General features: G+C 30.3%; 16 protein-coding genes and 3 pseudogenes. 11 read left to right on the top strand and 8 right to left on the bottom strand.

Annotated features, from left to right (window positions below; translation table 11 throughout):
• The first annotated feature begins 8 nt into the window (after positions 1–8).
• Positions 9–1967: an OmpA family protein gene (locus tag AABL81_RS12605; protein WP_341341221.1), complete on the top strand. Its 1959-nt coding sequence runs from the start codon at positions 9–11 to the stop codon at positions 1965–1967.
• Positions 1968–2181: 214 nt separating this feature from the next.
• Here the strand turns inward: AABL81_RS12605 and AABL81_RS12600 are convergent.
• The 4 genes and pseudogenes from AABL81_RS12600 to AABL81_RS12585 all read right to left on the bottom strand — a co-directional run.
• Positions 2182–3118 (bottom strand): annotated as a pseudogene (locus AABL81_RS12600) (cytochrome-c peroxidase); the annotation flags it as partial.
• A 149-nt stretch (positions 3119–3267) separates the two neighbouring features.
• On the bottom strand, positions 3268–3678 hold the full coding sequence (locus tag AABL81_RS12595; protein WP_341341220.1) for a DUF6850 family outer membrane beta-barrel protein: 411 nt from the start codon (positions 3676–3678) through the stop codon (positions 3268–3270).
• Between the two features lie 217 nt (positions 3679–3895).
• Positions 3896–4360 (bottom strand): annotated as a pseudogene (locus AABL81_RS12590) (DUF6850 family outer membrane beta-barrel protein); the annotation flags it as partial.
• A gap of 120 nt (positions 4361–4480) precedes the next feature.
• Complete coding sequence (locus AABL81_RS12585; RefSeq protein ID WP_341341219.1) at positions 4481–5314, bottom strand: RteC domain-containing protein; 834 nt, start codon at positions 5312–5314, stop codon at positions 4481–4483.
• Positions 5315–5511: 197 nt separating this feature from the next.
• On the opposite strand from AABL81_RS12585, the gene AABL81_RS12580 reads away from it, so the two are divergent.
• The 9 genes from AABL81_RS12580 (at position 5512) to AABL81_RS12540 (ending at position 13937) form a co-directional block, all read left to right on the top strand.
• Positions 5512–5835, top strand: a complete 324-nt coding sequence (locus AABL81_RS12580; protein WP_341341218.1) for a hypothetical protein — start codon at positions 5512–5514, stop codon at positions 5833–5835.
• Between the two features lie 673 nt (positions 5836–6508).
• Positions 6509–7219 carry a sensor histidine kinase gene (locus AABL81_RS12575; RefSeq protein WP_341341217.1) on the top strand — a complete coding sequence of 237 codons (711 nt, stop codon included), beginning with the start codon at positions 6509–6511 and terminating at the stop codon, positions 7217–7219.
• A complete protein-coding gene (locus tag AABL81_RS12570; protein ID WP_341341216.1) occupies positions 7209–7853 on the top strand; it encodes a response regulator transcription factor in 645 nt (214 codons plus the stop codon). Before AABL81_RS12575 ends, AABL81_RS12570 begins: the two co-directional genes overlap by 11 nt.
• Positions 7854–7955: 102 nt before the next feature.
• Positions 7956–8240: a hypothetical protein gene (locus AABL81_RS12565; protein WP_341341215.1), complete on the top strand. Its 285-nt coding sequence runs from the start codon at positions 7956–7958 to the stop codon at positions 8238–8240.
• 67 nt (positions 8241–8307) lie between these two features.
• Positions 8308–9519, top strand: a complete 1212-nt coding sequence (locus tag AABL81_RS12560; protein WP_341341214.1) for an arginase family protein — start codon at positions 8308–8310, stop codon at positions 9517–9519.
• 1 nt (position 9520) lies between these two features.
• Entirely contained in the window at positions 9521–10681 is a 1161-nt protein-coding gene (locus AABL81_RS12555; RefSeq protein WP_341341213.1) for an LpxL/LpxP family acyltransferase, read from the top strand.
• A 6-nt stretch (positions 10682–10687) separates the two neighbouring features.
• Complete coding sequence (locus tag AABL81_RS12550) at positions 10688–12052, top strand: S41 family peptidase (RefSeq protein ID WP_341341212.1); 1365 nt, start codon at positions 10688–10690, stop codon at positions 12050–12052.
• Positions 12053–12117: 65 nt separating this feature from the next.
• Positions 12118–13611 (top strand): MauE/DoxX family redox-associated membrane protein, encoded by a 1494-nt coding sequence (locus AABL81_RS12545; protein WP_341341211.1) that lies wholly within the window; start codon positions 12118–12120, stop codon positions 13609–13611.
• Positions 13612–13664: 53 nt separating this feature from the next.
• A complete protein-coding gene (locus AABL81_RS12540; protein WP_341341210.1) occupies positions 13665–13937 on the top strand; it encodes a DUF6520 family protein in 273 nt (90 codons plus the stop codon).
• 50 nt (positions 13938–13987) lie between these two features.
• Here AABL81_RS12540 and AABL81_RS12535 read toward each other — a convergent pair whose 3' ends face one another.
• Genes AABL81_RS12535 through AABL81_RS12525 form a run of 3 tightly spaced genes read right to left on the bottom strand, consistent with a single transcriptional unit; the run spans position 13988 to position 20917 of the window.
• On the bottom strand, positions 13988–16465 hold the full coding sequence (locus AABL81_RS12535; RefSeq protein ID WP_341341209.1) for an alpha/beta hydrolase family protein: 2478 nt from the start codon (positions 16463–16465) through the stop codon (positions 13988–13990).
• Positions 16455–17846: a RagB/SusD family nutrient uptake outer membrane protein gene (locus AABL81_RS12530; protein ID WP_341341208.1), complete on the bottom strand. Its 1392-nt coding sequence runs from the start codon at positions 17844–17846 to the stop codon at positions 16455–16457. Before AABL81_RS12530 ends, AABL81_RS12535 begins: the two co-directional genes overlap by 11 nt.
• Positions 17847–17857: 11 nt before the next feature.
• Positions 17858–20917 (bottom strand): SusC/RagA family TonB-linked outer membrane protein, encoded by a 3060-nt coding sequence (locus AABL81_RS12525; protein WP_341341207.1) that lies wholly within the window; start codon positions 20915–20917, stop codon positions 17858–17860.
• Between the two features lie 1206 nt (positions 20918–22123).
• Between AABL81_RS12525 and AABL81_RS12520 the strand changes: the two genes are divergently transcribed.
• Positions 22124–22390 (top strand): helix-turn-helix domain-containing protein, encoded by a 267-nt coding sequence (locus AABL81_RS12520; protein ID WP_341341206.1) that lies wholly within the window; start codon positions 22124–22126, stop codon positions 22388–22390.
• A 30-nt stretch (positions 22391–22420) separates the two neighbouring features.
• On the opposite strand, the pseudogene AABL81_RS12515 reads toward AABL81_RS12520, so the two are convergent.
• A pseudogene (locus AABL81_RS12515) lies at positions 22421–22665 on the bottom strand (hypothetical protein); the annotation flags it as partial.

Here is a 22665-nt window from a genome sequence, read left to right as displayed (position 1 = left end):
TAGAAACTATGAAAAAACAGCTATTAAAAATAAGCTTTTTGACAATGTTGCTTCTTGTAGGTATTAATACTTATGGACAGAAAGTAGCAGAGAAGAAAGCGGATAAAGAATATCAAACTCAGGCTTATGTAGATGCGATCAAGATTTATGAACGCATCGCAAACAAGGGATATACTAACGCAGATATGCTAAAGAAGTTAGCGGATGCTTATTATTTTAATGGAAAGTTACCTGAAGCTAATAAGTGGTATGAAACTTTATTTGATGGAGAGTATGGCGATAAAGGAAAAGAGCCAATTCCATCAGAATATTACTATCGTTATGCACAGACGCTTAAGTCTGTAGAGAGTTATGACAAGTCTAAACAAAAAATGGAAGAGTTTTCTATATTGGAAGCTAATGATTCTCGAGCACAACTTTTTCAAGAAAATAAGGATTATTTGCAAAAGATAAAAGACAAACAAGATTTGTATAATATAAAGGCTTTGAGTATTAATACAGAGTTTTCGGATTATGGAGCTGCTATATTAGGCAATGAATTAATTTTTACATCAGCTCGTAATCAAGAAGTAGATAAGGCTATTCATGAGTGGACTAATGAGAGCTTTACAGCTTTATACAGTAGTACAATTAATGTTGACGGGACTTTCTCAGAGCCTAAGCAGTTCGCTAAGGAGATAAGCTCTAGAGTAAATGATGCAACAGCTGTCTTTACAAAGGATGGTAATACTATGTATTTCACAAGAAATAACTCTAGTGAAAAGGGAAAGAGAAGAAACAATAAGGACAAATCTTCTTTATTAAAGATATATAAAGCTACTAAAGGCGAGGATGGCTTGTGGGAACAGGTATTGGAGCTTCCGTTTAACTCGGATTATTTCAATACAGCCCATCCTAGTTTGACACCGGATGGTAATTGGCTTTATTTTTCTTCAGATAGAAAAGGGACATTGGGGCAATCAGATATCTTTAGAGTAGCTATTTATCCTACAGGTGAATATGGCAATGTAGAGAATATCGGTGCTAAAGTAAATACAGCAGGTAGAGAAACCTTTCCATTTATATCAGAAGACTATTTCTTGTTTTTTGCATCAGATGGTCATCCTGGATTAGGAGGATTAGATATGTTTGTGGCTAAGATTAATGTAGATGGAAGCATTGGTCAGGTTGCTAATATGGGAACGCCAATTAACAGCCCATTTGACGATTTTGGTTTGTATATGGATAGCAAATCTCACAAGGGATTTGTAAGTTCTAATAGACCAGGAGCTAGTGGAGGAGATGATATTTATTTCTTTAAAGAAAAACCTTGTAAGCAAGCTTTAGAAGGAATAGTGTATGACGAGGTGACTAAAGAGCCATTAGTTAATGCTAGAGTGATTTTATCAGATGCTCTTTATCAGCAGACAGATACAATTATTACAGATGCAAAAGGATATTATCTGTCTAATTTATTAGATTGTGGAGGGAAATATCGTATTAAAGCTGAGAAAGAAGAGTATAATACAGTGGAAGTTGTATTTATCGTAGAACGTCAACAAGGAGTAAAACGAGTAGATATAGGACTAGAGAAGACTTTAGAACCTGTAAAAGTGAACGATGATTTATTTAAGAAGCTTAAACTAAATCCTATTTACTTTGACTTTGACAAATCTAATATTCGCCCAGATGCAGCAGCAGAACTAATCAAAGTTGTAGAGGTATTAAAAGAATACCCAACGATGAAGATAGATGTTCGCTCACATACAGACAGTAGAGGAAATGATAACTACAATCTTAAGTTATCAGATCGCAGAGCGAAGTCTACTGTAGAGTGGATGGTGAATCAAGGCATTGAGAGAAGTAGAATTACAGGAGAAGGATATGGGGAGACACAGCTACAGAACAAATGTAGTAATGGAGTACCATGTACCGTAGAAGAACATCAGTTAAATAGACGTAGCGAGTTTATAATTATCGAACTATAGACTTTTTAGAATATCAATTTTTGAATACGTAGTTTAATAAAGCAACAAATCAATTTTTTTTTCGGCCGATCCCCGCTGTTGGATCTAAAACAACAGTATTAGCCTAAAAGCTCCCTTCACAGGGAGCTTTTTTATTTGTAGTATTTTTTATTATATATATGTTTTATCTAGGAAAATCAGGTCTATCCATTTTCAAACGACTCCCTGATAAGGCTTATAGAAAAGCAACAATTGCTTTGGTTTCTTCTCTACTAAGTTTTAAAGGTTTCATAAGTGAGTCAGTGAGGGCTATTTGCTTTTGTTAGCTTGTTGGATCTATCATATGCATACCACTGTTGTAGATGTTGACAATTCCCTGTAAATCGTCAAAAAAGACCATTGTGCATCCAAGGACGTGTATTGAGTAAATCTCGTAGTGAAGGTGTCTTAAACTTACCTACATCATCAGGATTTTCAGTTACATTATAACGTCCTAAATCTTCATAGAAACGCTTGTAATAAGTTAGTCCAATATTATGGAAAGAATCATCAGTTAGGTCTTTCCCAAAGTGACAATTCATACATCTACCTTTTGCTCTAAATAGATGCAGCCTATAAATTTCTTGATCAGTGAGGTAGTTGTATTTACCATCGATGAAATAATCTACTCTGCTAGGTTGGCTTTTGATAGTTCTTTGAAAGGCAGCTAATGCTTTGATGATTTTGTTATTTGTGATAACAGTATCGTTATAGGCAGCTTTAAATAAAGGCGCATAACCTTCTATTTTGCTTAATCGTTTTGGTAGTATATCTAGATTCATAGCCATTTCATTATGAGCAATTAATGGACCTAAGGCTTGCTCTTCAATGCTATTAGCTCGACCATCCCAAAAGAAAATTTTTCTATCAGCTATATTGTATAAGCTTGGGGTGTTTCGCTTGCCCTTTAAATGATCGTGGCAAAGAGCCACTCTTCTTCTATCAGTCCATCCCATTTCAGGATCGTGACAAGAGCTACATGATATCTGTTCAGACCTAGATAATTTAGGGTCAAAAAAGAGCATCTTTCCTAAGATAACCTCAGGTTTATTTTGGTTTTCAAAATAGAGAGAGTCTCGTTTGATACTTTGCATTTCTGTCTAATTTACTCCTGGGTCTATAAATGGGGTAGGTCACTGAGATATATCGGTTTTATAATAATTTATAATATTTTGTTATTCAGGGTTTTAGTTTATTTATATCTTGTCAAAGCTGTATAGGAAAAAACATGTAAATCCAATCAATCCAATTATTATATTAATCTTTATTTTATTGTAGTAGTCTAAAAAGTAATTCCTGTGGTAAAGCCTATATATGTATTAGATTTTTGAGATTTGTATTGTAGATTATTATAATCTAATTTTAAGTATCCTCCTATTTTAGGACTTAATTTTTGATCATATCTAACACTTGCGCTATAGTTGAGATATGCACTGTTGTAAATAGCATAATCACTGTCTAGCCATTGTTTAATGGATGGAGTTATATCTGAATTTCCTAGACTGTAGTTTGTCTTATTTACTTCTCTTTTTTGCATATCTGCACTAAAGGTTACTACATCTTTCGGGTTAAATTTTTTAACATATCGACCTTGTAGTCCAAAGATTCCATATTTAAAGTTGCGATACTTTTTAGAATCAAAGGTTGATTCCTTTATCTCTTTAAGCGCGTAATAAGGAATTACAGACAGCAAATCATCTTGTAATTAGATAAAGTATTTCTCCTTTAGCTAGTGTTGTTTTATAACTGTAATTTTCAGATTCTAATATTTTAGAAAACTCATTGCTTACATTAGAATATAGAATAGAACTCCCTTTTTTATCTAATTTATCATAGGTAATATTAGCTACTATACGATGCTGGTCAAAAGAAAAGCCTTTGTTTAAATAAAGGGACCATTCATTCTGCTTTTATTTATTGATATCGTGGTTTGCGTTTATAGTGCTGGCTACTTTAGTTAAATTGCGTTGTCCGAAAATAACACTAACAACAAAATCACCTTCTTTTAAAGAGCTCAAACTTAAACCTGTTTTATATGCATCACTAGTGTATTTAGCTTGGCTAGACTTAGTGCTAAAATAGAAATTATAGTCACCTATTCCATTCATTTTATACAGGTCAGCTCGTGCTACTTCACTAAAGAAAATAATAGAAGTGGTTTGCTTATTAGTTAATACTTGAGCAAAAGTCCCCAATTTATAATCTTTAAATAAACTATAGGCAACACCTGCCTTTAGTCTTAAATCAGATGATGTACTCTTAGGTCTTGGATCTCTTTCTCTATGGCTCATTTGTGTTAGGTAGAATAAATCTATTCCAAAGTCAAATCTACCTTTTGTCTTAACAATACCACCGCTGAATTGATAAGGTTCATATTTGTTATTTCCTTGTTAGTTAATTTATTAGTTCTAGAAAAGTAAATGTAATTAGATTAATTGAGATAACTAATATCATAGACTAGTTCAAATAATTAAAGGCTAGTCTATGATATTTTACTAGTACTTATCCATATACTTCTCTAATACTTCTTTTAATTTATCCAAATAACACGTTTTGGATTTAGCTCTTGTTTTCATTCTATGAAAAGCATGATGTATATCCAAGAGCTTTATACCAAATACCTGCTGAAACAACACCGCTATTTTGCGTATTTCTCCTTTACCATTATTAATAGATCCTGATAGATAAAGTGCGTAGATAAGTTCTATGAGCGCATTTTGGGATTCTGACCACACTAAATTAGAAGATATTATCTGATTAGTACTAATATCATATTCTTGTATTTTTTCATGAAGGTAGTTTTGAAGTAAATCATGAGATAAGATTCGAGCTATCTTATAGTCATAATAAGTTGAGAACTGAGCATCTATTTCAAAGATAAAGCTATTAATTCCAATGAGTAAATCTGTTTTACCCAGGGTAAAATATTCTATGTCTTTATCTGTTCGATTAGCATTATAGTATTTATAAAAGTCATTATAGGCAAAATACTTCTTATACTCATGGTTTAGTTCTTCTAGATGCTTATGATAGTATTTATTTTTAACAACGATATCTATTGGACAACTTGTTTCTATAGAATAAAGTTTGTTGTAAAAGATTAGTTTGCCTAAGACTTGAGGTTTAATTACTTTAAAAAAATCAATCTCATCTATTTGATTTTTGAACCCCACTTGAAGTATTTCTTGTTTTAGGTTTATAAGTAAGAGCCTTAAAAATTGAATCATTTCGTAAGCTTTTGAAATAGAAGTTGAGTCAAGTAAGTTTAATTCAATTTCCTTTGATTCGATTGTCTTTAATACACTTGTGTAAAGAGCAGTTTGTGTCATAATTATTGAGTTTAGGTTGGTTAATTACTGACACGTTTAACCCTGTTTTTTCTCTGATTTTATTGGCCTATTAAAATAAAGCAATGCCAATTTAAAAATCAATACGTTTATTCCGAATAAATATGCGGAAAACACGTATTGTTTATTATTTGAAAATTATAAACATTTACATAATTAACTTTTAAATGTTTAGTTTTATGGAAATTAACAAAAATTCAGGAACAGTAATTAGCCTTGAAAAGGCAGTTGATCTGACACATTCTTATCAAGAACAAAACAATGAAAAACCTAATAGTTATTTTGTTGGACTTGATAAGTTAGATGAGTTATTAGAGCAAAAAGGATGCGTAGGATTACGTGTTTATCCTGGTCTAAATGTGAAAACGAATCAAAGTAATGTTGTTTTAGTCGGAGTTGATGAAAGCGGAGAAGATTTAACTAGTGGAATCATGCTTGATGAATTAGTGACTTGTCCTCATTTATGTCCAAAGAAAAGTCAATTAGTTAGAAAAATAGAGTGATATACAGTCTGATATTATATATAGCCTTAATTGCAGGAGGGATTCCAATGCTACTTTTTCTTGTTATGAGAAAGGATATTGTATGTAATAAAGCCATTATACCAATTATAACATTAATTGCATTTTCGTCTATCTATGAATATGTTGTAATTATTCAACTTCAGATGAAAGTGACTCATTGGTATCAGATACACTCCTTGTTTGAATTCTTGGCTGTATTTTATCTCTTTAAGAATTTAATTACACAGAGACCTAGGCGGTTTTTTATAATTGGCTTAGGTCTTTTTCTAGTAGTTTACATTTTATCATTTATCTATTTAAATAATGAAATGATTCTAGTGTCGAAGAGTCTTAATAAATCTTATATGACTTTATTTGTTATTAGTTGTAGCTTTCTTTGGGTGAAGCAAGTATTTGATCAAAAGCTAATCCTGAGATTATATCAAGAAAGTACTTTTTTTATTGTTATGGGACTTTTCTTCTATTATAGTACAACAATTTCTTTGTTCGTGTTATCTAATTATTTGTATAAGAGTGAATTATTTTTTTACGATTATTGGCTTGTCAATATTATTGCCAGTTTAATTTTAAGAATTTTATTATCTATAGGCGTATGGAAAATGAATTAAAAATACTTTTTTGGCTGGGAACTTTTATTATGATATCACTTTGTATGATGGTGGTAATATTAGTTATCATCTATCAGAAGAATTTAAATAAATACCGCAATGAACAGCTTGCCGAACAGCTTCGAACAAATTTATTAGTAGAGCATAAGGAAAGAGCGAGAATTGCTAAAGAATTACACGATGGACTTTGTGGTGATTTAGCCACTTTGAAAAACTTTGTTAGTGTTCTCAAATTAATAAAAGACAAGGATTTAGTTGCTACAACTATTATAGATATTCAAGAAAGTGTTTCTCAATGTTATGACGAGGTGTTGAGAATTAGTTATAATTTATCTCCGCCACTGATTAAGGGTAATCCCATCAACTTAATTTTAAGTAGTTATTTAATTAGAATATCCAGAGTTACTTCTATAGATATAACTTTTACCTCAGATAATCAGACGTTTAATCTTAGTGAACTTGAACGATTAGAAATCTATCGAATAGTACAAGAGTTAATTCAGAATATCATAAAACACAGTCAAGCTACTTATGCAGATGTATCTTTACAATGGTATGAACAGTATATGATATTATCAATTAAAGATAACGGAATAAAATACGATCTTAATGCTGATTTAAAAAGACAAGAAGTAGGTTTAGGGTTAAGTAATATTAAGACAAGGGTACAACAAATAAAGGCTGAAATTATTCATCAATCCAATGACTGTAGTAATATCATTCAATTAAAAATAAAAAAGAAAGATGGCAATTAAAATAGGTATTGTAGATGATCATAAGCTTTTTTTAAAAAGTTTTTCTTTTCTTCTTTCTCAAGTAGAAGGTATAGAAGTAGTTTTTAAATGTACAAATGGTATAGAACTGTTTGAATCATTGAAAATAAAGAAGGTGGATATTTTATTCTTAGATATTCAAATGCCTGTTATGGATGGTTTCCAAATTGCTCATCGATTAAATGAAAAATATCCTGAATTAAATGTTCTTATACTTAGTAGTTTTAATGATTCATATAGTATTGAAAGGATGCTTAGGTATAATATATCAGGATATTTAACTAAGAATATTGAGCTTGGTCAGTTAGAAAAGGCCATACACTCAGTATTTAATGGAGGAGTGTATTACGATAAGAAAATCAGAGAATTAGTAAAATATTTACAGACTCAACAGCAAACTAAAGATGTAACTATCACAGATAAAGAAGTAGAGATTATAAGGCTATTTGCCAACCAATACAGTGGTAGAGAGATTGCAAAAAAGTTGAATGTTAGTATTCGTACTATCGAGAAACATAAGGAAATACTCATGCAAAAGACAGAAGCAAGTAATTTCATTGGAGTGATCATTTTTGCCATTACCAGACATTACATCACTGAAGATGATTTATGTTAGTAGTATATCTACTATGGATTCGTAAAAACACGTATTTTTTAAGTGTTTACTATGTGGTAGTTTGGCCTTGTTTAATATTATTAACCAATCAAAACTATTTTTATGAAAACACTTAAAAATGTTACAGGAGAGAACTTAGTTGTAGGTTCATTCTCAGAGGAATTAACAAGTAACAAATTATCGTTTCAAGATTTTCAACAAAGGCTTGCGACTTTAGATTTTAATGATGCAGAAGCATTACAGAAAGAAACTGCGAGATGTAGTAATAGATGTAATGGGAATGATGTGGATGTTGAATTAAAAACAATTCAAACATTAGAGCCAATGAATCCTATGGTTGGAGATGTGGCACAGTCATTTAGATTGCAATTTAGAATTGAAAACTAGTTGTTAATTATTCCTCCAAAGAAAGTAATGTAATAATGATTCTTTGGAGGAATCTTTGTTTTTAAAGATGGTATATATAGTCGCTAAGTGTATTAGTTTTCAGGTTATAGAGAAAGAAGTTATTGTTGAGAATAAGATAACTCTTAAAAGATGTGCTTTAAATTTTGAATCTTATTCAATAATCAATGCCTTTAAAAATGTAGATTTTACTTATGTAGATTTTTGTAGAATAGATATCAGTACTATAGAGGAAAAGAAAGCTTTTTGGATTTTTTTGCTTAACAATCGGATAATTGTTTCAAAGGAAAACTATAAAGTAGAACCATTGTTGCGCCTTCATAATCAAACCTATTTTGGACTTCAAGCTCAAGAATATATAGAAGTAAGAAATAAAATATGTTTGTTGGGTATTCCTTATGCTATGGGAAATATCAATTCATTAAGTATAGAAAAAGCACCTTCTTACTTAAGGACTATTTCTTCTCGATTTAATATAGCTCATTTAAATACAAATCTGCTGGGACAATTAATAGGAATGGATATGCAGCTTTTAGAATCTAATAAAGAAGCTTTGTTTCATAATACAACAGATATTGGAGATCTGTTTTATTATTTGACAGAATCACCAAGTAATTATTTCCATAAAATAGATAGGTTGATTAGCCATTTGGTAAAGAATAAAAATATTCCTTTTTCAATAGGCGGAGATCATTCAATAAGTTATCCGATAATAAAAGCAATAAGTGATAATAATGATATAGGAATTATTCATTTTGATGCACATTCGGATACTTACTTCAGTGAAATTGATGAGTTCTATGGGGATATTACAGTAAACCATCATGGTAATTTTTTAACGAAGGTATTAGAGCTTGATAGGGTGAAAAAAGTAATTACACTAGGGCCACGAGGCTTGAAAGGTTGTCAACTAACAGGAGAATTAAATAAGAAACATATGCTTTTTAGTTCTTTTCAGATTCAAGAGAATAATGATTGGCTAAGTGCTATCGATACAGATTTGTCCTATTATTTAACCTTTGATGTTGACGTATTTCATCTTAGTTTATTAACAGGTGTTTCAGATCCAATTAGCAATGGACTTTCCTTTAATAAGGTTATATCCATGCTTGATATCTTATTTAAAAGATTAAATATAGTAGGTATAGATCTTGTTGAAGTTGATCCACAAAGAGATCAAACAGGTGTAACAGGAGATATAGTATTACAACTAATAGTACACCTACTAACCAGAACAGTAAATAACAAATACAAAAATTAAGATGGACAAAAATATATCAGAATTTAAGTTGCCTTATAGTTATTACGAGTGGGTTATAGGTGCACGTTCATACTTTATGGAAACTGATTTTAAGAATAACCCCACATTGATGCAATACTTTTATCAGATAGATCAGAACTTAAATAAAATTTCTTTTACTGTAGAAAGTCATGAGAACTTTGCGAGAGAGGTTAAGTATTTCCAAAGTTGGGCAAGTTTTGATCAAAAATATGTTGAGCTCTTAGATACAATTGATATAGTATATGATGGAACAAGTAAAGAATTGTTAGAGAATAAAGAATCAACAATCTACTGTACATATCATGTAGGTTCTTATCGAATAATTAATATGTATTTAATTGCGAAGCAAATACCTTTTGTCCTAATTACAGATAAGCAATATATTGACAAACAAGGAGACGAAACCTACCAGGATATAGAAAAGCTAAATAATCAAATATATAAAGGAGCTTTCAATTTTGATTTTCAAATCATAAATGCAGAGAACAGGAATTCAATTTTGCAGATTAGAGATTATATAAAAAGAGGATATTCTTTAATTTTTTATATCGATGGAAATTCTGGTGTACCACTTCGCGATAATAAGAACTTAGAAGAGGTGAGATTATTGGATGAGATTGTGTTGGCAAGAAAGGGAATAGCCTATATTTCTTCTCGTTTTAATTTACCTATTATTCCAGTTGTTGCTCCAAGAGAGGACTGGGGAAAAATAAAGTTGATATTTAATACACCAATTTCACAAGTAAATCAAGATTCTGAATCTTATATAAAACAGACAACTCAGAAGCTGTTCTTAATCTTGGAGCATTGTATTAAGAAGTATCCTACTCAATGGGAAGGATGGCTATATTTAGAAAAGTTTTTACCTAAAGAAACAATAGAAAGCAAAGATTTAAAACCAAGAGGAAATTATTTGTCATTTAATTTTCAGCGATACCATATTTTAAAATTCAATACAGTGAATGTGCTATTTGATAAATTAACCTTAGCAAGTATTGAGATGTCAAATGAGCTCTTTACGTTATTGATTTATATTCAGAACAACAAAGTAAAAATCATGAATAGTTATTGTATTGATAATATTACGTATCAACAAAAAGCAATCGATGATCTATTAGAAAACCAAATTATACTAAAGTAAACCATTATGAAATTTAAAATCTATATGAGAAGTCTTTTTTTACTTTTTTTCTCATCAATAACAGGATGTACAAGGGCTAATGAGACACAACAGTGGCCTACAACGCTAAAAATGAAAGATATTGGTGTTGTACAAACCCATTTCGATTTTTCATTTAATAAACAAGAGAATACTTTTTTTGCTGAAAGCCCAAAAGGTAGTGATAAACTTATCTTAGGAGGAATGAAAGCTGGGATGGCTCGTCTGTTTAATAAAAAGTTAGAGGGAGGAAGCTTAATAAAGATTCAAAAAGGAGAGGTTAAAGGTGATTCTTTAAAAGGAGTCATGACCACAATGTTTGGTAATTTCTACTTTAGGGCTATTAAGACAAATGATAGGATAGAGGGAAAATTACTCAATGGAAAAAAAGAGATTGTAGGGCTATTTAACTCAGATTTAAATCAAGAGATTAAAAAGAAAGATTATAAAGCAATTTGGCATGATATAGAAAAAATTACTCAAGATAAGATATATAATAAATCTGTTTTAGACTCCAAAAAATGGCAGTCTTTTAAAAAACAGATGGACAATTCTTGTGAGAAGTTCAGAGATGATTTAGAATTTTTAATGGGATTTTATTATTTCAGCAATGATTTAGGTTTTTCGCACTACAGTGCTTTTATTGCGTGGGAGGATTGGGATAAATATATCAAATCCCAAACTACCAATTTTCCACATAAATTCTTAGATAGTGATACGTACTATGTGAAAATAGGCTCTTTTTCAGGTACTACAGAAGATATGAATAAGGTTTTAGATCAAGTAGCTCAAAAGCAGTTTAAAAATCTTGTAATTGATTTAAGAGATAATTCAGGAGGGAGTATTGAAGCAGGAATGACTTTCGCAGAGCGACTTGCAAAACAGGATATAGTAGGAGGGGTATTTCTTACAAGAAAATACTACAATAAAGAAAAAAGTTTACCAACACAGCAAGAACTTAATCAATATGATGTTTTTAGTAAAGCAAACTACGAGTTACTCCTAAAAGGAATTTCAGAAAAAGAAGGTATTGTTTTAAAGGTTGAACCTAAAAATACGATACCGTATCAAAAGCTTTATTTTTTGGTCAATGAAAAAACAGCAAGTACTTGTGAGCCTATTTTACAAGGTTTTAAAGAAAACAAAATGGCTATGATAATTGGTAAGAAATCAGCTGGTAAGATGCTAAATGCAGAAGAATTTAAAATAAGAGATGGTTATACATTGTTTTTACCCACTGCAATGTATGTTACAAGTCAAGGAAAAGTACTTGATCAGATTGGTGTTGAACCTAATATTTTGGTTAAAGAAGCCTTTTCAGAAGATAATATACTAAAGTATATTGAAAATTAGGTAAAACACGTATTGTTTTGGTATTTAGCTATTTGTAGGTTTGGGTATCCCAAAATGCGAATACTATGAAAGCCAAATACTCACTTATTGTACAATATTTCTTTGTATTACTTTTTGTTTATGCAGCCATAAGCAAACTCATCACTTTTGAAGCATTTCAAGTTCAACTGACTCAGTCCCCATTATTAAGCGCTTACGCTACTACAATAGCCTATTTGGTTATTATTGTTGAACTTGTTATTGCTTTACTTTTAACATTAAAACTGACTAAGACTTTCGGTTTGTATCTTAGTTACGGTTTAATGGTAGCTTTTACCATTTATATCTATCTGATATTAAACTACAGCGATTTTATTCCTTGTTCTTGTGGAGGCATACTTGAAAAGATGGGGTGGAGAGAGCATCTATGGTTTAATATCATTGTATGTATTTTGGGATTAGTAGCTATCTACTTCCAAGAAAATGATAAAGAGAATAATAAAAAAAATAAAAAACGATTTATTCTATCTATCTTCTTACTAACTGTATTAAGCATAGGTATCGTTATTCTACTTTTTCTCTCTTCAGAACACATCATCAAAAAGGAAAATCCCTTTATAAGAAGGTATTTACCTCATGGAGTAGTGGAGGATCAAACACTTGATCTAAAAGTAAACTCTTTTTACTTCTCAGGCTACCATAATGATACAGTATATCTTGGTAATTATACAGCGCCACTTCGCTATATTGCTATTAATCAAAACCTTCAAAGACAAGACTTTCAGATACAGATTGATTCTTTACATCTACCTTATACTCAGTTAAAATTCAAAACAATGTACCCTAACTTCTATTTAGCTGATGGGACTATTTCTATAATATTCAAAGGAAGACTGGATAATCAAAATAAACAACAACCTACAGAAATACTAAGCTATAAACAGGCTTACTTTTCAGATTTTACCCCAATAGATTCCACTACTATTGCCTTTAAAGGGCAAAGTAGCAAGAACTACCAAAATGTTCTTGGAGTAATTGATCAAAAAAGTACTACGAAAGTAAAACTCAATTCTGATTTACTACAAAGTGATTCAGATGGAGTGTTTGACACCGATGGAGTAATTACTTATAGTAAAGAAAATAAGCAACTAATCTACACTTATTATTATAAGAATCAGTTTATTCAAATTGATAACCGCCTTACATTACTTAGCAGACAAAACACTATAGATACAACTAAAACCCAAAGTATCACTTCAGCTAAATTATCAACAGGAGAAAATAAAATGACTACTCCTGTAAAGGCTAGTAACTCAAAGGTTATAGCTCATCGCAATCTCTTGTTTATAATATCAAATTCAAAGGGGCAAAACGAGTCTCAAGAGATGTGGAAACAAGCCAGTATTGTAGATGTCTATGGCTTTACAAGTAGCAGTTATATAGGAAGCTTTTACATCAACCACCTAGGGGAAGATAAGCTATCTGATTTAATTGTTACAGACCATTATCTCTATGGTCTATTTGACAAGAATCTTGTTCGTTACAAATTGGCCAGATCGCTAACGAGCAAGTTTCAGTAAGGTTTAGCTCAACCTTAAAAATAAGCTATTAATCACTTTTAATTTTTAGTATTATGAAAAAAATTTTAAAATCAGCAGGTCTGCCAATCGGAGTATTCGCGCTTGCTATCGGTAGTGCGTTTGCAACAAATGCCTTCAAAAATTTAAACCCAAATGATAGGGTAGGGTATTATTTTGATGCAGAAGCACCAACTCAGTGTATGCCAAAAGAAGACTGTACAATTATTGAAGGAGCTACATGTACATGGGAAGAATCCGCTTCAGTTTCTCATAACTTGTTTGAACTACAAGGAACATCTTGTGTTAAAAAGCTTTACAAAAAGTAATGCATTAGAATTATAATTAGCGGTGCTGTTGATAAACAGCACCGTCTTTTTTATTCAGTATTGTGTACTGTATTAGGTTGTAAATATTGATCAAACCATTGAATGGTTCTTACTGTTAGATCTTTTTGTGCTTTAGGAGTAGAAAGAGAATGTCCCTGCATTTTATAAAATAAAGCAACATGTGTTTTATTGTATCGTTTTAATGCAGTAAATAAAAGTCTTGTTTGTTCCCAATGTACATTATAGTCCTCAAGTCCTGTCCAGGTTAATAAAGGAGTATTGATACGATCAACAAAAATTATAGGGTTATTATTCATATACAATTCTATATCTGATCCAGGTGATTTTTTAATATTGTATTGTCCATTTTCAAATTTCCAGTAAGCAGGTTTATTGTAGTTGTAATTGTATGAATAGTAGTTGTTTATTAAGTCACTGACGGCAGAACCACTTATAGCAGCTTTAAATAAGTTTGTTTGACTAATAATAAAATTAGTTTTATATCCTCCAAAGGACTGTCCTATTAAACCTAATCTTTTTTGATCTATAGATGGCTCTATTTCTAAAGCTTTTTCTATGCCAGAAGTAACACAGTCTAATGCGGATAGACCTGGACCTTCATCTGAAATATTTGTATCAGGAAGAAAAATAAAGTATCCTAATTCTGTAAATAGAGGGATACTAAAACCTTTGTAATTAAAGAAAGTAGGAAATTCAAATTTATTGGCTAGATAAAATTGATCTTCATAGATATGCGTAATCATTGGGTAATTTTGATTAGATTTAAAATCTTTGGGATAATAAAGAATTCCTTTTAGAGGATTACCGAACTTATCTTTAAAATCAACAATAATTTGTTTTCGCCAATCATATAGTTCTTTTGGAATATTGTTATTGAATAATAATTCAGGCTCATCTTTAGCTTGAATTACTATATTACTAGGGGCATTATAATTTTCAGTTTTGTATATAATTGTATCTACATTTTGATTCCATGTTATATTACTAATGTGATTAGGCATTTGTTTAATGACGGTTTTTATAGAACCATTTTCTAATTTGTATAATGTTTGATTATTGTTGTTTGGGTTTTTTACAAGAAAGAGTAATGGTGTATCTGTTTTAACAAATCTTGGAAAAACACCAAAACCTTGAGCAAGTTGATTTGGGTATGTTTGACTATTTAAAATTGTGATATCTATATTTCTATTTTTAAAATTAGTTAAATTCTCTGTAATATTCGTTTTGTAATTGTATTTCCAAAGATTACCATCGCCTATGATATAAACAAAGTGAGAGTTTTCGCTCCAAAATATTTTATCTTGACTTTTTATTTGGTTGCTACTTGTTCTTTTTAAGTTTTTAGTATTAACAATAACCCATTTTTTATTTGGTTTGATAGCTAAATAATCACCATTTGAGGAGTATGATAAGTTAGAATTTATAGTTCTTAAAGAATCTTGTATTAAAACTCTTTTTTGTTTAATATTATCATATAAGTATAGATTTATTGAAGGAATGAATGTAGTGTAATCTACATTTTCAAAACGATTAAAAAGTAAGAAGCGATTAGAATGATTAATATAAATGCTTTCATTGAAATTTTTTTCCAAAAGTGAATCCATTTCCTTAGTTACAAGGTTATATACATAAGCTTTTGAAAATTCTTGATTAGGTTCCATTTTACTTTCTATGTTTTTGTCAGAAGCATCCCATACATCAACTATTTCCTCTGTTTGAGATGGAAGTAGTTTTTTAATATAACATTGAATATAAATATTATTTTTATTTAGAAATGCTGTCTGTATACCGGATACCTTTCCTTTTTTTGTTGAGATTGGAATATTTGTGGTTTGTTTATCTGAAATATTAATGGATTGTAGCATGACTCCAGTATCGGAAGTATAAGTGATTAAAGCTACTTCTTCTTTTTCATTTAAATTAAATGACAAGATAGAATCAGTGATTTTAGCTATTACTATTGTTTCAAAGGTATTAAGGCTCAATAATGATAGATTGGAAGACTTTTCTTTTTTAGCATAGAAAACCTTTGTTTTTGACTCATTAAAGAAAAAATATGAATTGATAGAAAAACTCCAATGTACCTTGCCAAAAGTATCTATGATTTGACTACTACTATCATTTTTTGTAATTAGGATATAGGATTTTTGCAATATTGTATATTTTGATACGTTTTGTATTTTAGTTGCTTGATATGTGTTTAGATTAAGTATTTCAAGTGTATCAAGTTTTATTGAAGCTAAGTAATCTGAATCTAAAAAGTTTAATGAATGCACTTTTGTTTTAATAATTTTTTCTTTAGTTTTTGAGTTTACTATATAAATAGAGTCTTGATTATTTTGGTATGATTTGGTAATGATAGACCACTTTCCATTAGGAGTTAATGATTTAATAGATAAAGTATTCCAATTGGGATGAACATAGAGACTATCTCTCTCTATGCAATAGCCATAGAAAGAGATAGTTAATAAAAAGATAGTTTGTATAATATTAAATTTAGTACCCATAATTTTGTGGAAGTAAATTTTGATTAAGTATTGTTTCTTTTTCTGGATAAGGGAAAAGTTGGTGTTTATCTGTCCAATTAGGTTTCAAAGATTGGAGTGCGTTTAACTTAGCGTTTCTTTTAAGATCAAAAAAGCGATGCCCTTGTTCGGTAAAGAATTCTCTGCGAAGCTCTTTTAGTAGCTCATCTGTTAGTTCTTCCTGATTTAATTGGTTATGAAGCAATGCTGTATTAGCTCTTCTTTTTATTTCATTTATAAAGTACTTCGCTTCTTCTATTTTTTTTTGTTTAATTAATGCTTCACCACAAATGAAATAAGCTTCTTCAATACGAAAGATAATGGAGTACTCATCTTTGTTTTGTCCTGAAGTGTTTTTGTATTTATAAGCATGATACCAGTATTGATTATCAGACTTTATCTCTCTAATCCAATTATTCAATCTTAGATCATTAGTATTGAAAGATTTAATTAAGTCTTCAGTTAATGAAAAATTTGTAGGAGGACCTTGATTAAATAGATATGTTCTTGATTCTTCTGTGATTTCTCCATCTAAACTTGTCTTTAGTTGCCATAAGGTACTTTTAGCATCCTTTTTAAATACTTTATTAATATCGTATTCTAAAGTATATATTGGGTTAGATATTGTTCTCATAGCATAAAATTCTGCTTTATCGTATTGTTTTTGCAGTAAATAATTTTTGCTTAACAATAGCTCTGCTGTTACTGCATTAGGGTATATTCGATCATTACCTCTGTATTCTAAAGGGAGCAAATCAATAGCTAATTTTAAGTCTTCTTCAATTTTTATTAGTATTTGATCAAAAGAAGATTTTGAAATATTAGAATTATAGTTATAATTAGTGCTTGTGGTATATGGAATATTACCGAAGATTTGTACTAGATAGTGGTAGTATAAAGCACGTAAGAAATAGGCTTCACCTAAATATACCTCTTTTTGTTTTGATGTAATGTTGGTTGATTTTGTTAAGGATTCAATAAAGAGGTTAATAGAATAGATATGGTTATAGGAATTATTCCAAAGTTTAGAAATTGAGTTGTTTGAGGCTAATAAATTGTTTGTATACAGGTCATATATTCCGGTATTATTAGACTGAGGGAAATAGCATTCTAGATCATCTGTAAATACCCCTAAATTTAACCCCATACCAAGTACCCCACCTGATATAATTGAAGAACTTCTAGCATTGGTATAAATGGAAGATAGAGCAGCTTTAACAGTAGCAATATCGTTAAATACTTCTGGACTATTTATTTGATTAGAGGGTAGGGAAGTATCAATATATTTTTCGCAAGCTTGTATGAATACTACTATAGTTAATAGTAGTATTAACTTTTTGCTGTTTAAAAGTATGTTTTTCATAGTGTTAAAATTTAAAAAGTTAATTGAATGCCTAATGAATAAGTTTTTAAAGGAGGTAGATATCCTGGAATTACAAGTTCTGGATCCATTCCATAAAAGTTTGATAGAGTAAAAAGATTTTGCCCTTGAAAATAGAGTAATATATCTTCTATTTTTGATTTTGAAATATCGAGTCTATATGATAAAGAGATATTTTTTAATCTTATATAGGAAGCGTCACTAATTGCTCTGTCACTATCAGGGATTAATTTAGTTAAGGTATATGCTTGTGTATTTTTCCCTGTCCCATAAAAACTGTAATTACTGTTTGGATTATTGGAAGACCAACTATTTAACATTTCTATGGGTTGATTTACTAATGCTCCAGGCATTAGTAATTGGCTATCGTAGTTATAGTTTTGTTGCTTTACAAATTGAAAAAATATTCCAAGATTAAGATTTTTATAAGAAATGTTATTTTGTAAACCTCCATGAAATTTAACTCCAATTTCTTTAACTTGTTGTTTGTCTTCAGATGTGATTTTTCCATCATTGTTGTAATCTGTAAACATATATAATCCTGTTGTAGGGTTAATTCCTTCATAGTGATATACTTTTTTGATATTAACAGATTTACCTATCACGTACTGATTTGCATAAGTTGAACCTTCTAACCCTGGAAAAGCAACTAGTTTATTATTGGGAATGGAAATATTAAAGTCTGTAGTCCATTTCCAGTTTTTATTAATTATATTAGTAGTGTTTAAAGTAAATTCCCAACCTGTATTTTTTATTGTAGCAGGCAAATTGGCTTGTATAGAGGAAAAACCTGTTGTTCCAGGTAAAGGAATTCCGACTAATTGATTTGAAGAGCGATTGTTGTAATAGGTTATTGTAGTGTTAATACGCTCTTTTAAGAAACCTAATTCTAAGGCAATTTCTTGTTTGGTTGTAGTTTCCCAGCTAAAATTAGGATTATGGAGTCTTGATGGATATATGCCAACAATATTATCATATTTTTGACCTGAGGCTGTATAGGTATCAAGGTATTGATAGTCTCCTATTTGGTCATTACCAGTTGTTCCATAACTTGCTCGTATTTTACCAAAAGAAAGCCATTTTTTGTCTAATAATAAATTCTCATTACTAAATAACCAAGCTACTCCTATAGCGCCAAAGTTTCCAAACTGATTGTTTTTACCAAATCGACTCGAACCATCTCTTCGCCCTGTTAGATTCATAATGTATTTGTTGAGATACATGTAATTGATTCTACCAAATAAAGCGTTGTAACGATATTCAAGTTCACTAGTATTATCTGTATATATATTATTTGCTGAACTAATATTATATATTAGAGCATTAGAAGTATAACCAAAACCTGTAATTGAATTTATATTAGTTACCTTATTTTGGAAGGTGGTTCCAATTAGTATATCAAAGGAATGATTGCTGAAGTTTTTACTCCAAGAGATTTGAGGTTCTATAATATATGAAGAGTTATTAACTGTATTGATCATAGAGTAAGAATCCGCACTGGTAAGTCCTCTTGAGGGATTTGTCGTTGTATGAGGCTTAATTATTGATTCAGAGAAAGAGCTGTTTGATATTCCAAGATTAATTTTTAGAAGTAATTCATCAAAGACTCTATATCCAATATTTGTGTTTAAGAATAGGGATTTACTATTGTTTTTGTATTTAGCTTCTAGTTCAGCAAGAGGATTGTTAAAGGTATTATGCTGCCAATTAAGACTTCCATCTTCATTTCTTAAGGCAGGAGCGTTTGGTGCTAGAGTAAGAGCTTTTTTTGTAAAATCCGTTTCAATTAAATTATTGTCAGAAACAGTATAATTAGTTGATGTATTAATTTCAAGTTTATTATCGTTACTCTTGTGATTTAAGTTTAGTAAGATTGTATTTCTTTTATATCCCATATCTCCTGGAAATACAGAGGATGCTTCATTGTGATTTCCATTAATTAAGAATTTTGTTTGCTCATTACCTCCTGATATACCTAATTGAATAGTTTTATCTATCGCTGTCCCTCCTATTAGTTCTTTTTGCCAGTCTGTGTATCTGTACTTGTCCCAAGCTCCATTTATATCATATTCTGTTTTAGGGATATTAGGAGTTAATTTATCATTTTCAATAGCTATTTCTCTCATTTTATTAAACTGTTCAGTATTCATCAGCTTAGCAAAATTTGCAACTTTGCTCATTGAAGTTTGCGAATTGATTGTAAAACTTGTTTTTCCATTTCTTCCTTTTTTTGTGGTTATTAAAACTATACCATTTGCTCCACGAGAACCATATATAGCTGTTGCATCAGCATCTTTTAATACAGTAATACTTTCTATATCATTTGGATTCATCAAATTAAGTGGGCTAATATTAGCTTTTGGAAGAATTGATGAAGACATACTATTGGAAGTTTGACTATTTGATAAAAATGGTATTCCATCAATGATGAAAAGAGGATTGTTTCCATCATGCCTTAAACTGTTTTTCCCACGTATCTGTATATCAAATCCTCCACCAGGAACGCCGGAGTTTTGCGTAATACTAACTCCAGCCATTCTTCCTTGTAAAGCTTGCAGTGGATTAGTTACTGGCTGAAACTCGATATCTTTAGCTGTTATTCGTGCGATACTACCTGTACGCTCACGATCTTTAATAGTATAATATCCTGCATTGACCACAATTTCATCAAGTGTATTATTATCTTCATTAAGGGTTATATTAAGAACATTACCACCAACAAAAACAATAGACTGATCTTTATAATCAATCATTGAAAAGGTAATCTTATCACCAGAAGTAATATCTATGGTATATTTTCCTTCTAAATCAGTTGTAACTACTGTTGTCCCAACTGTTACTATAACACCCCCAAGAGCACCAAAGGAATCTTTTACTGTTCCTGAGAGTTTTATAGTTGGTTTTTGTTTTGTATCTTGTAGCAATTCAGATACACTAAAAAACAAATGTTTATCATTTGATACGGCATAGATTGGACGGCTAGATAAACTAACTAAAAAGATTAGCGGTATAGCCTTCCTAGAACCAAAAAAGGTTAAAATTTGAGTTTTCATAATGTTTATAATTGATTTTGATATAAATGCTTTTAAATCATTAAGATTCTTATTGCCGTAGTACTTAAACAAGCCCTATATCAAAAGGTTAGTTAATTGGTAATATTTAATTCATATATATTTTTATAAAAACTATCCCCAAGCTCTAAAGCACGTCTCCCAAAATGCAAACTAGAGCAAAGGGATAGTCATGGACTTATAGCACGACTTAAAATCCCTTTAAGCCATCCTATTTCTTTGTTTTGTTTAAAATGCTCACTAAGGACTAAGCCTACATTAACCAACCTAGGCTAAAGCCCTACAGTAAGCGGTTTTTCTCCATAATTAAAATGTTTTAAAAATTGATTAATAAATAGTTCAGTGAAAAACCTTTCATAGCATTTTTATAACTAACTAAAAAACCTTGCCTTATAATTGAATGGATGAATAATTTAACTTGTATGAATTATAAGGCAATAAGTGTCCTGTACGCATCTAAAAACTGTTTTTAGACATAGCGTAAAATGTGTTATAACTCTAACTAAATAGATAATAGGGTAGCTATCTAACTTTAAAAAGTTAATGTTAAATCAATCTACAGCGATAAGATTTAGTTAAACTAAAATTTATTCATAGGCTAAAATGTGGGTTTAGTTACTAATTGTTTTTTGATAAATAATAAAATGTAATAATTGAAAAAATCTCGAATAGAACATTCGATAAGTCCATTAAGGATAGATAAGGTATTGAAAGCATTCATTAAATATGAACACTAAACAAATCCACCTTTGTTTTAAAACCTCTATATACCTAATTGGGAGACGGTATGAATAAGAGGTATGTAGTATGTTTAATATAAAGCGAAACTTAAGTATTTCCAATATAAGAAAGTGAACCTATTTAAATAAAATAAGGCGCAAGCTCTCACACTTTTGTAAATGCATTAGAGGTACTACCAATACCTTGCAACATTATACTAAGTGATATTAAGCCCACGCCTAGGTCGTGAGCTAAAGTACTTAATATTCCTTGTTGCTAATAAAAATTTGGTAGTTTTCTAATGCAAGAAATAAGTAAGCTTTAGCTTATATACAGTAATATGTCATTAAGACTAATTCTTTTGTTTACAAAAATGTAAGAAAGAATGATTATAACAAATGTATTATAAAAATATTTGTAAACCAAATGGTTTACGCTGTAAACAAAAATTAACTCTAATATTGTTTCATGGCGAAATTAAAGGATAGAGATATAGTATTACGCGATAAGATTAAGAGCAGGATTAATTTTTTAATGGAAGAAAAGGGTTTGAAAAAAGTTGATTTAGCATCTCTTTCTGAAAAGGATAGACAAGCTATTAATCGATGGACAAATCTAAGTGATAATCGTGGAATCACGATTTATACTTTATCTGATTTTTGTGATGCAATAGGAATAAGTCTAGCAGAATTCTTTAAGGATTCTAGTTTTATAAAGAATCCTGAAACTAAATAAAAAAGCACTGTTTCAAAAAATAGTGCTTTTTTATTTAATTGTATTTGTAGTAGAAATGTCATTTGCTATTTCCATACTTTGTTGTTTCCTTTCAATCCTCTTCTTCTCACTCCTGTAAACAAGAAATAGGAGAATACTAAAAAGAATTAAAGCATAAGCTAACCATTTACCTATCCTTTCAAGAAGACGTATAAATACAGAAGCTTCAAAACTTGTAAAACTGTAAATCGTCAGCAAAAAGTGGACAATTAATGTGCTTAAAATAAGATAGTGTT

Source organism: Myroides sp. C1519, assembly GCF_038039755.1.
In the GTDB taxonomy this organism is placed as follows: domain Bacteria; phylum Bacteroidota; class Bacteroidia; order Flavobacteriales; family Flavobacteriaceae; genus Flavobacterium; species Flavobacterium phaeum_A.
Note: the sequence above shows the minus strand (reverse complement) of the source record. Positions and strands in the feature narration are given on the sequence as shown.

Excerpts from the sequence above, each read along its gene's own strand:
- AABL81_RS12520 (WP_341341206.1), top strand. The coding sequence starts at position 22,124 with ATGGCGAAATTAAAGGATAGAGATATAGTATTACGCGATAAGATTAAG.
- AABL81_RS12555 (WP_341341213.1), top strand. The coding sequence starts at position 9,521 with ATGGACAAAAATATATCAGAATTTAAGTTGCCTTATAGTTATTACGAG.
- AABL81_RS12580 (WP_341341218.1), top strand. The coding sequence starts at position 5,512 with ATGGAAATTAACAAAAATTCAGGAACAGTAATTAGCCTTGAAAAGGCA.
- AABL81_RS12540 (WP_341341210.1), top strand. The coding sequence starts at position 13,665 with ATGAAAAAAATTTTAAAATCAGCAGGTCTGCCAATCGGAGTATTCGCG.
- AABL81_RS12525 (WP_341341207.1), bottom strand. The coding sequence starts at position 20,917 with ATGAAAACTCAAATTTTAACCTTTTTTGGTTCTAGGAAGGCTATACCG.
- AABL81_RS12570 (WP_341341216.1), top strand. The coding sequence starts at position 7,209 with ATGGCAATTAAAATAGGTATTGTAGATGATCATAAGCTTTTTTTAAAA.
- AABL81_RS12565 (WP_341341215.1), top strand. The coding sequence starts at position 7,956 with ATGAAAACACTTAAAAATGTTACAGGAGAGAACTTAGTTGTAGGTTCA.
- AABL81_RS12560 (WP_341341214.1), top strand. The coding sequence starts at position 8,308 with ATGGTATATATAGTCGCTAAGTGTATTAGTTTTCAGGTTATAGAGAAA.
- AABL81_RS12585 (WP_341341219.1), bottom strand. The coding sequence starts at position 5,314 with ATGACACAAACTGCTCTTTACACAAGTGTATTAAAGACAATCGAATCA.
- AABL81_RS12575 (WP_341341217.1), top strand. The coding sequence starts at position 6,509 with ATGATGGTGGTAATATTAGTTATCATCTATCAGAAGAATTTAAATAAA.
- AABL81_RS12550 (WP_341341212.1), top strand. The coding sequence starts at position 10,688 with ATGAAATTTAAAATCTATATGAGAAGTCTTTTTTTACTTTTTTTCTCA.
- AABL81_RS12530 (WP_341341208.1), bottom strand. The coding sequence starts at position 17,846 with ATGAAAAACATACTTTTAAACAGCAAAAAGTTAATACTACTATTAACT.
- AABL81_RS12535 (WP_341341209.1), bottom strand. The coding sequence starts at position 16,465 with ATGGGTACTAAATTTAATATTATACAAACTATCTTTTTATTAACTATC.
- AABL81_RS12545 (WP_341341211.1), top strand. The coding sequence starts at position 12,118 with ATGAAAGCCAAATACTCACTTATTGTACAATATTTCTTTGTATTACTT.
- AABL81_RS12605 (WP_341341221.1), top strand. The coding sequence starts at position 9 with ATGAAAAAACAGCTATTAAAAATAAGCTTTTTGACAATGTTGCTTCTT.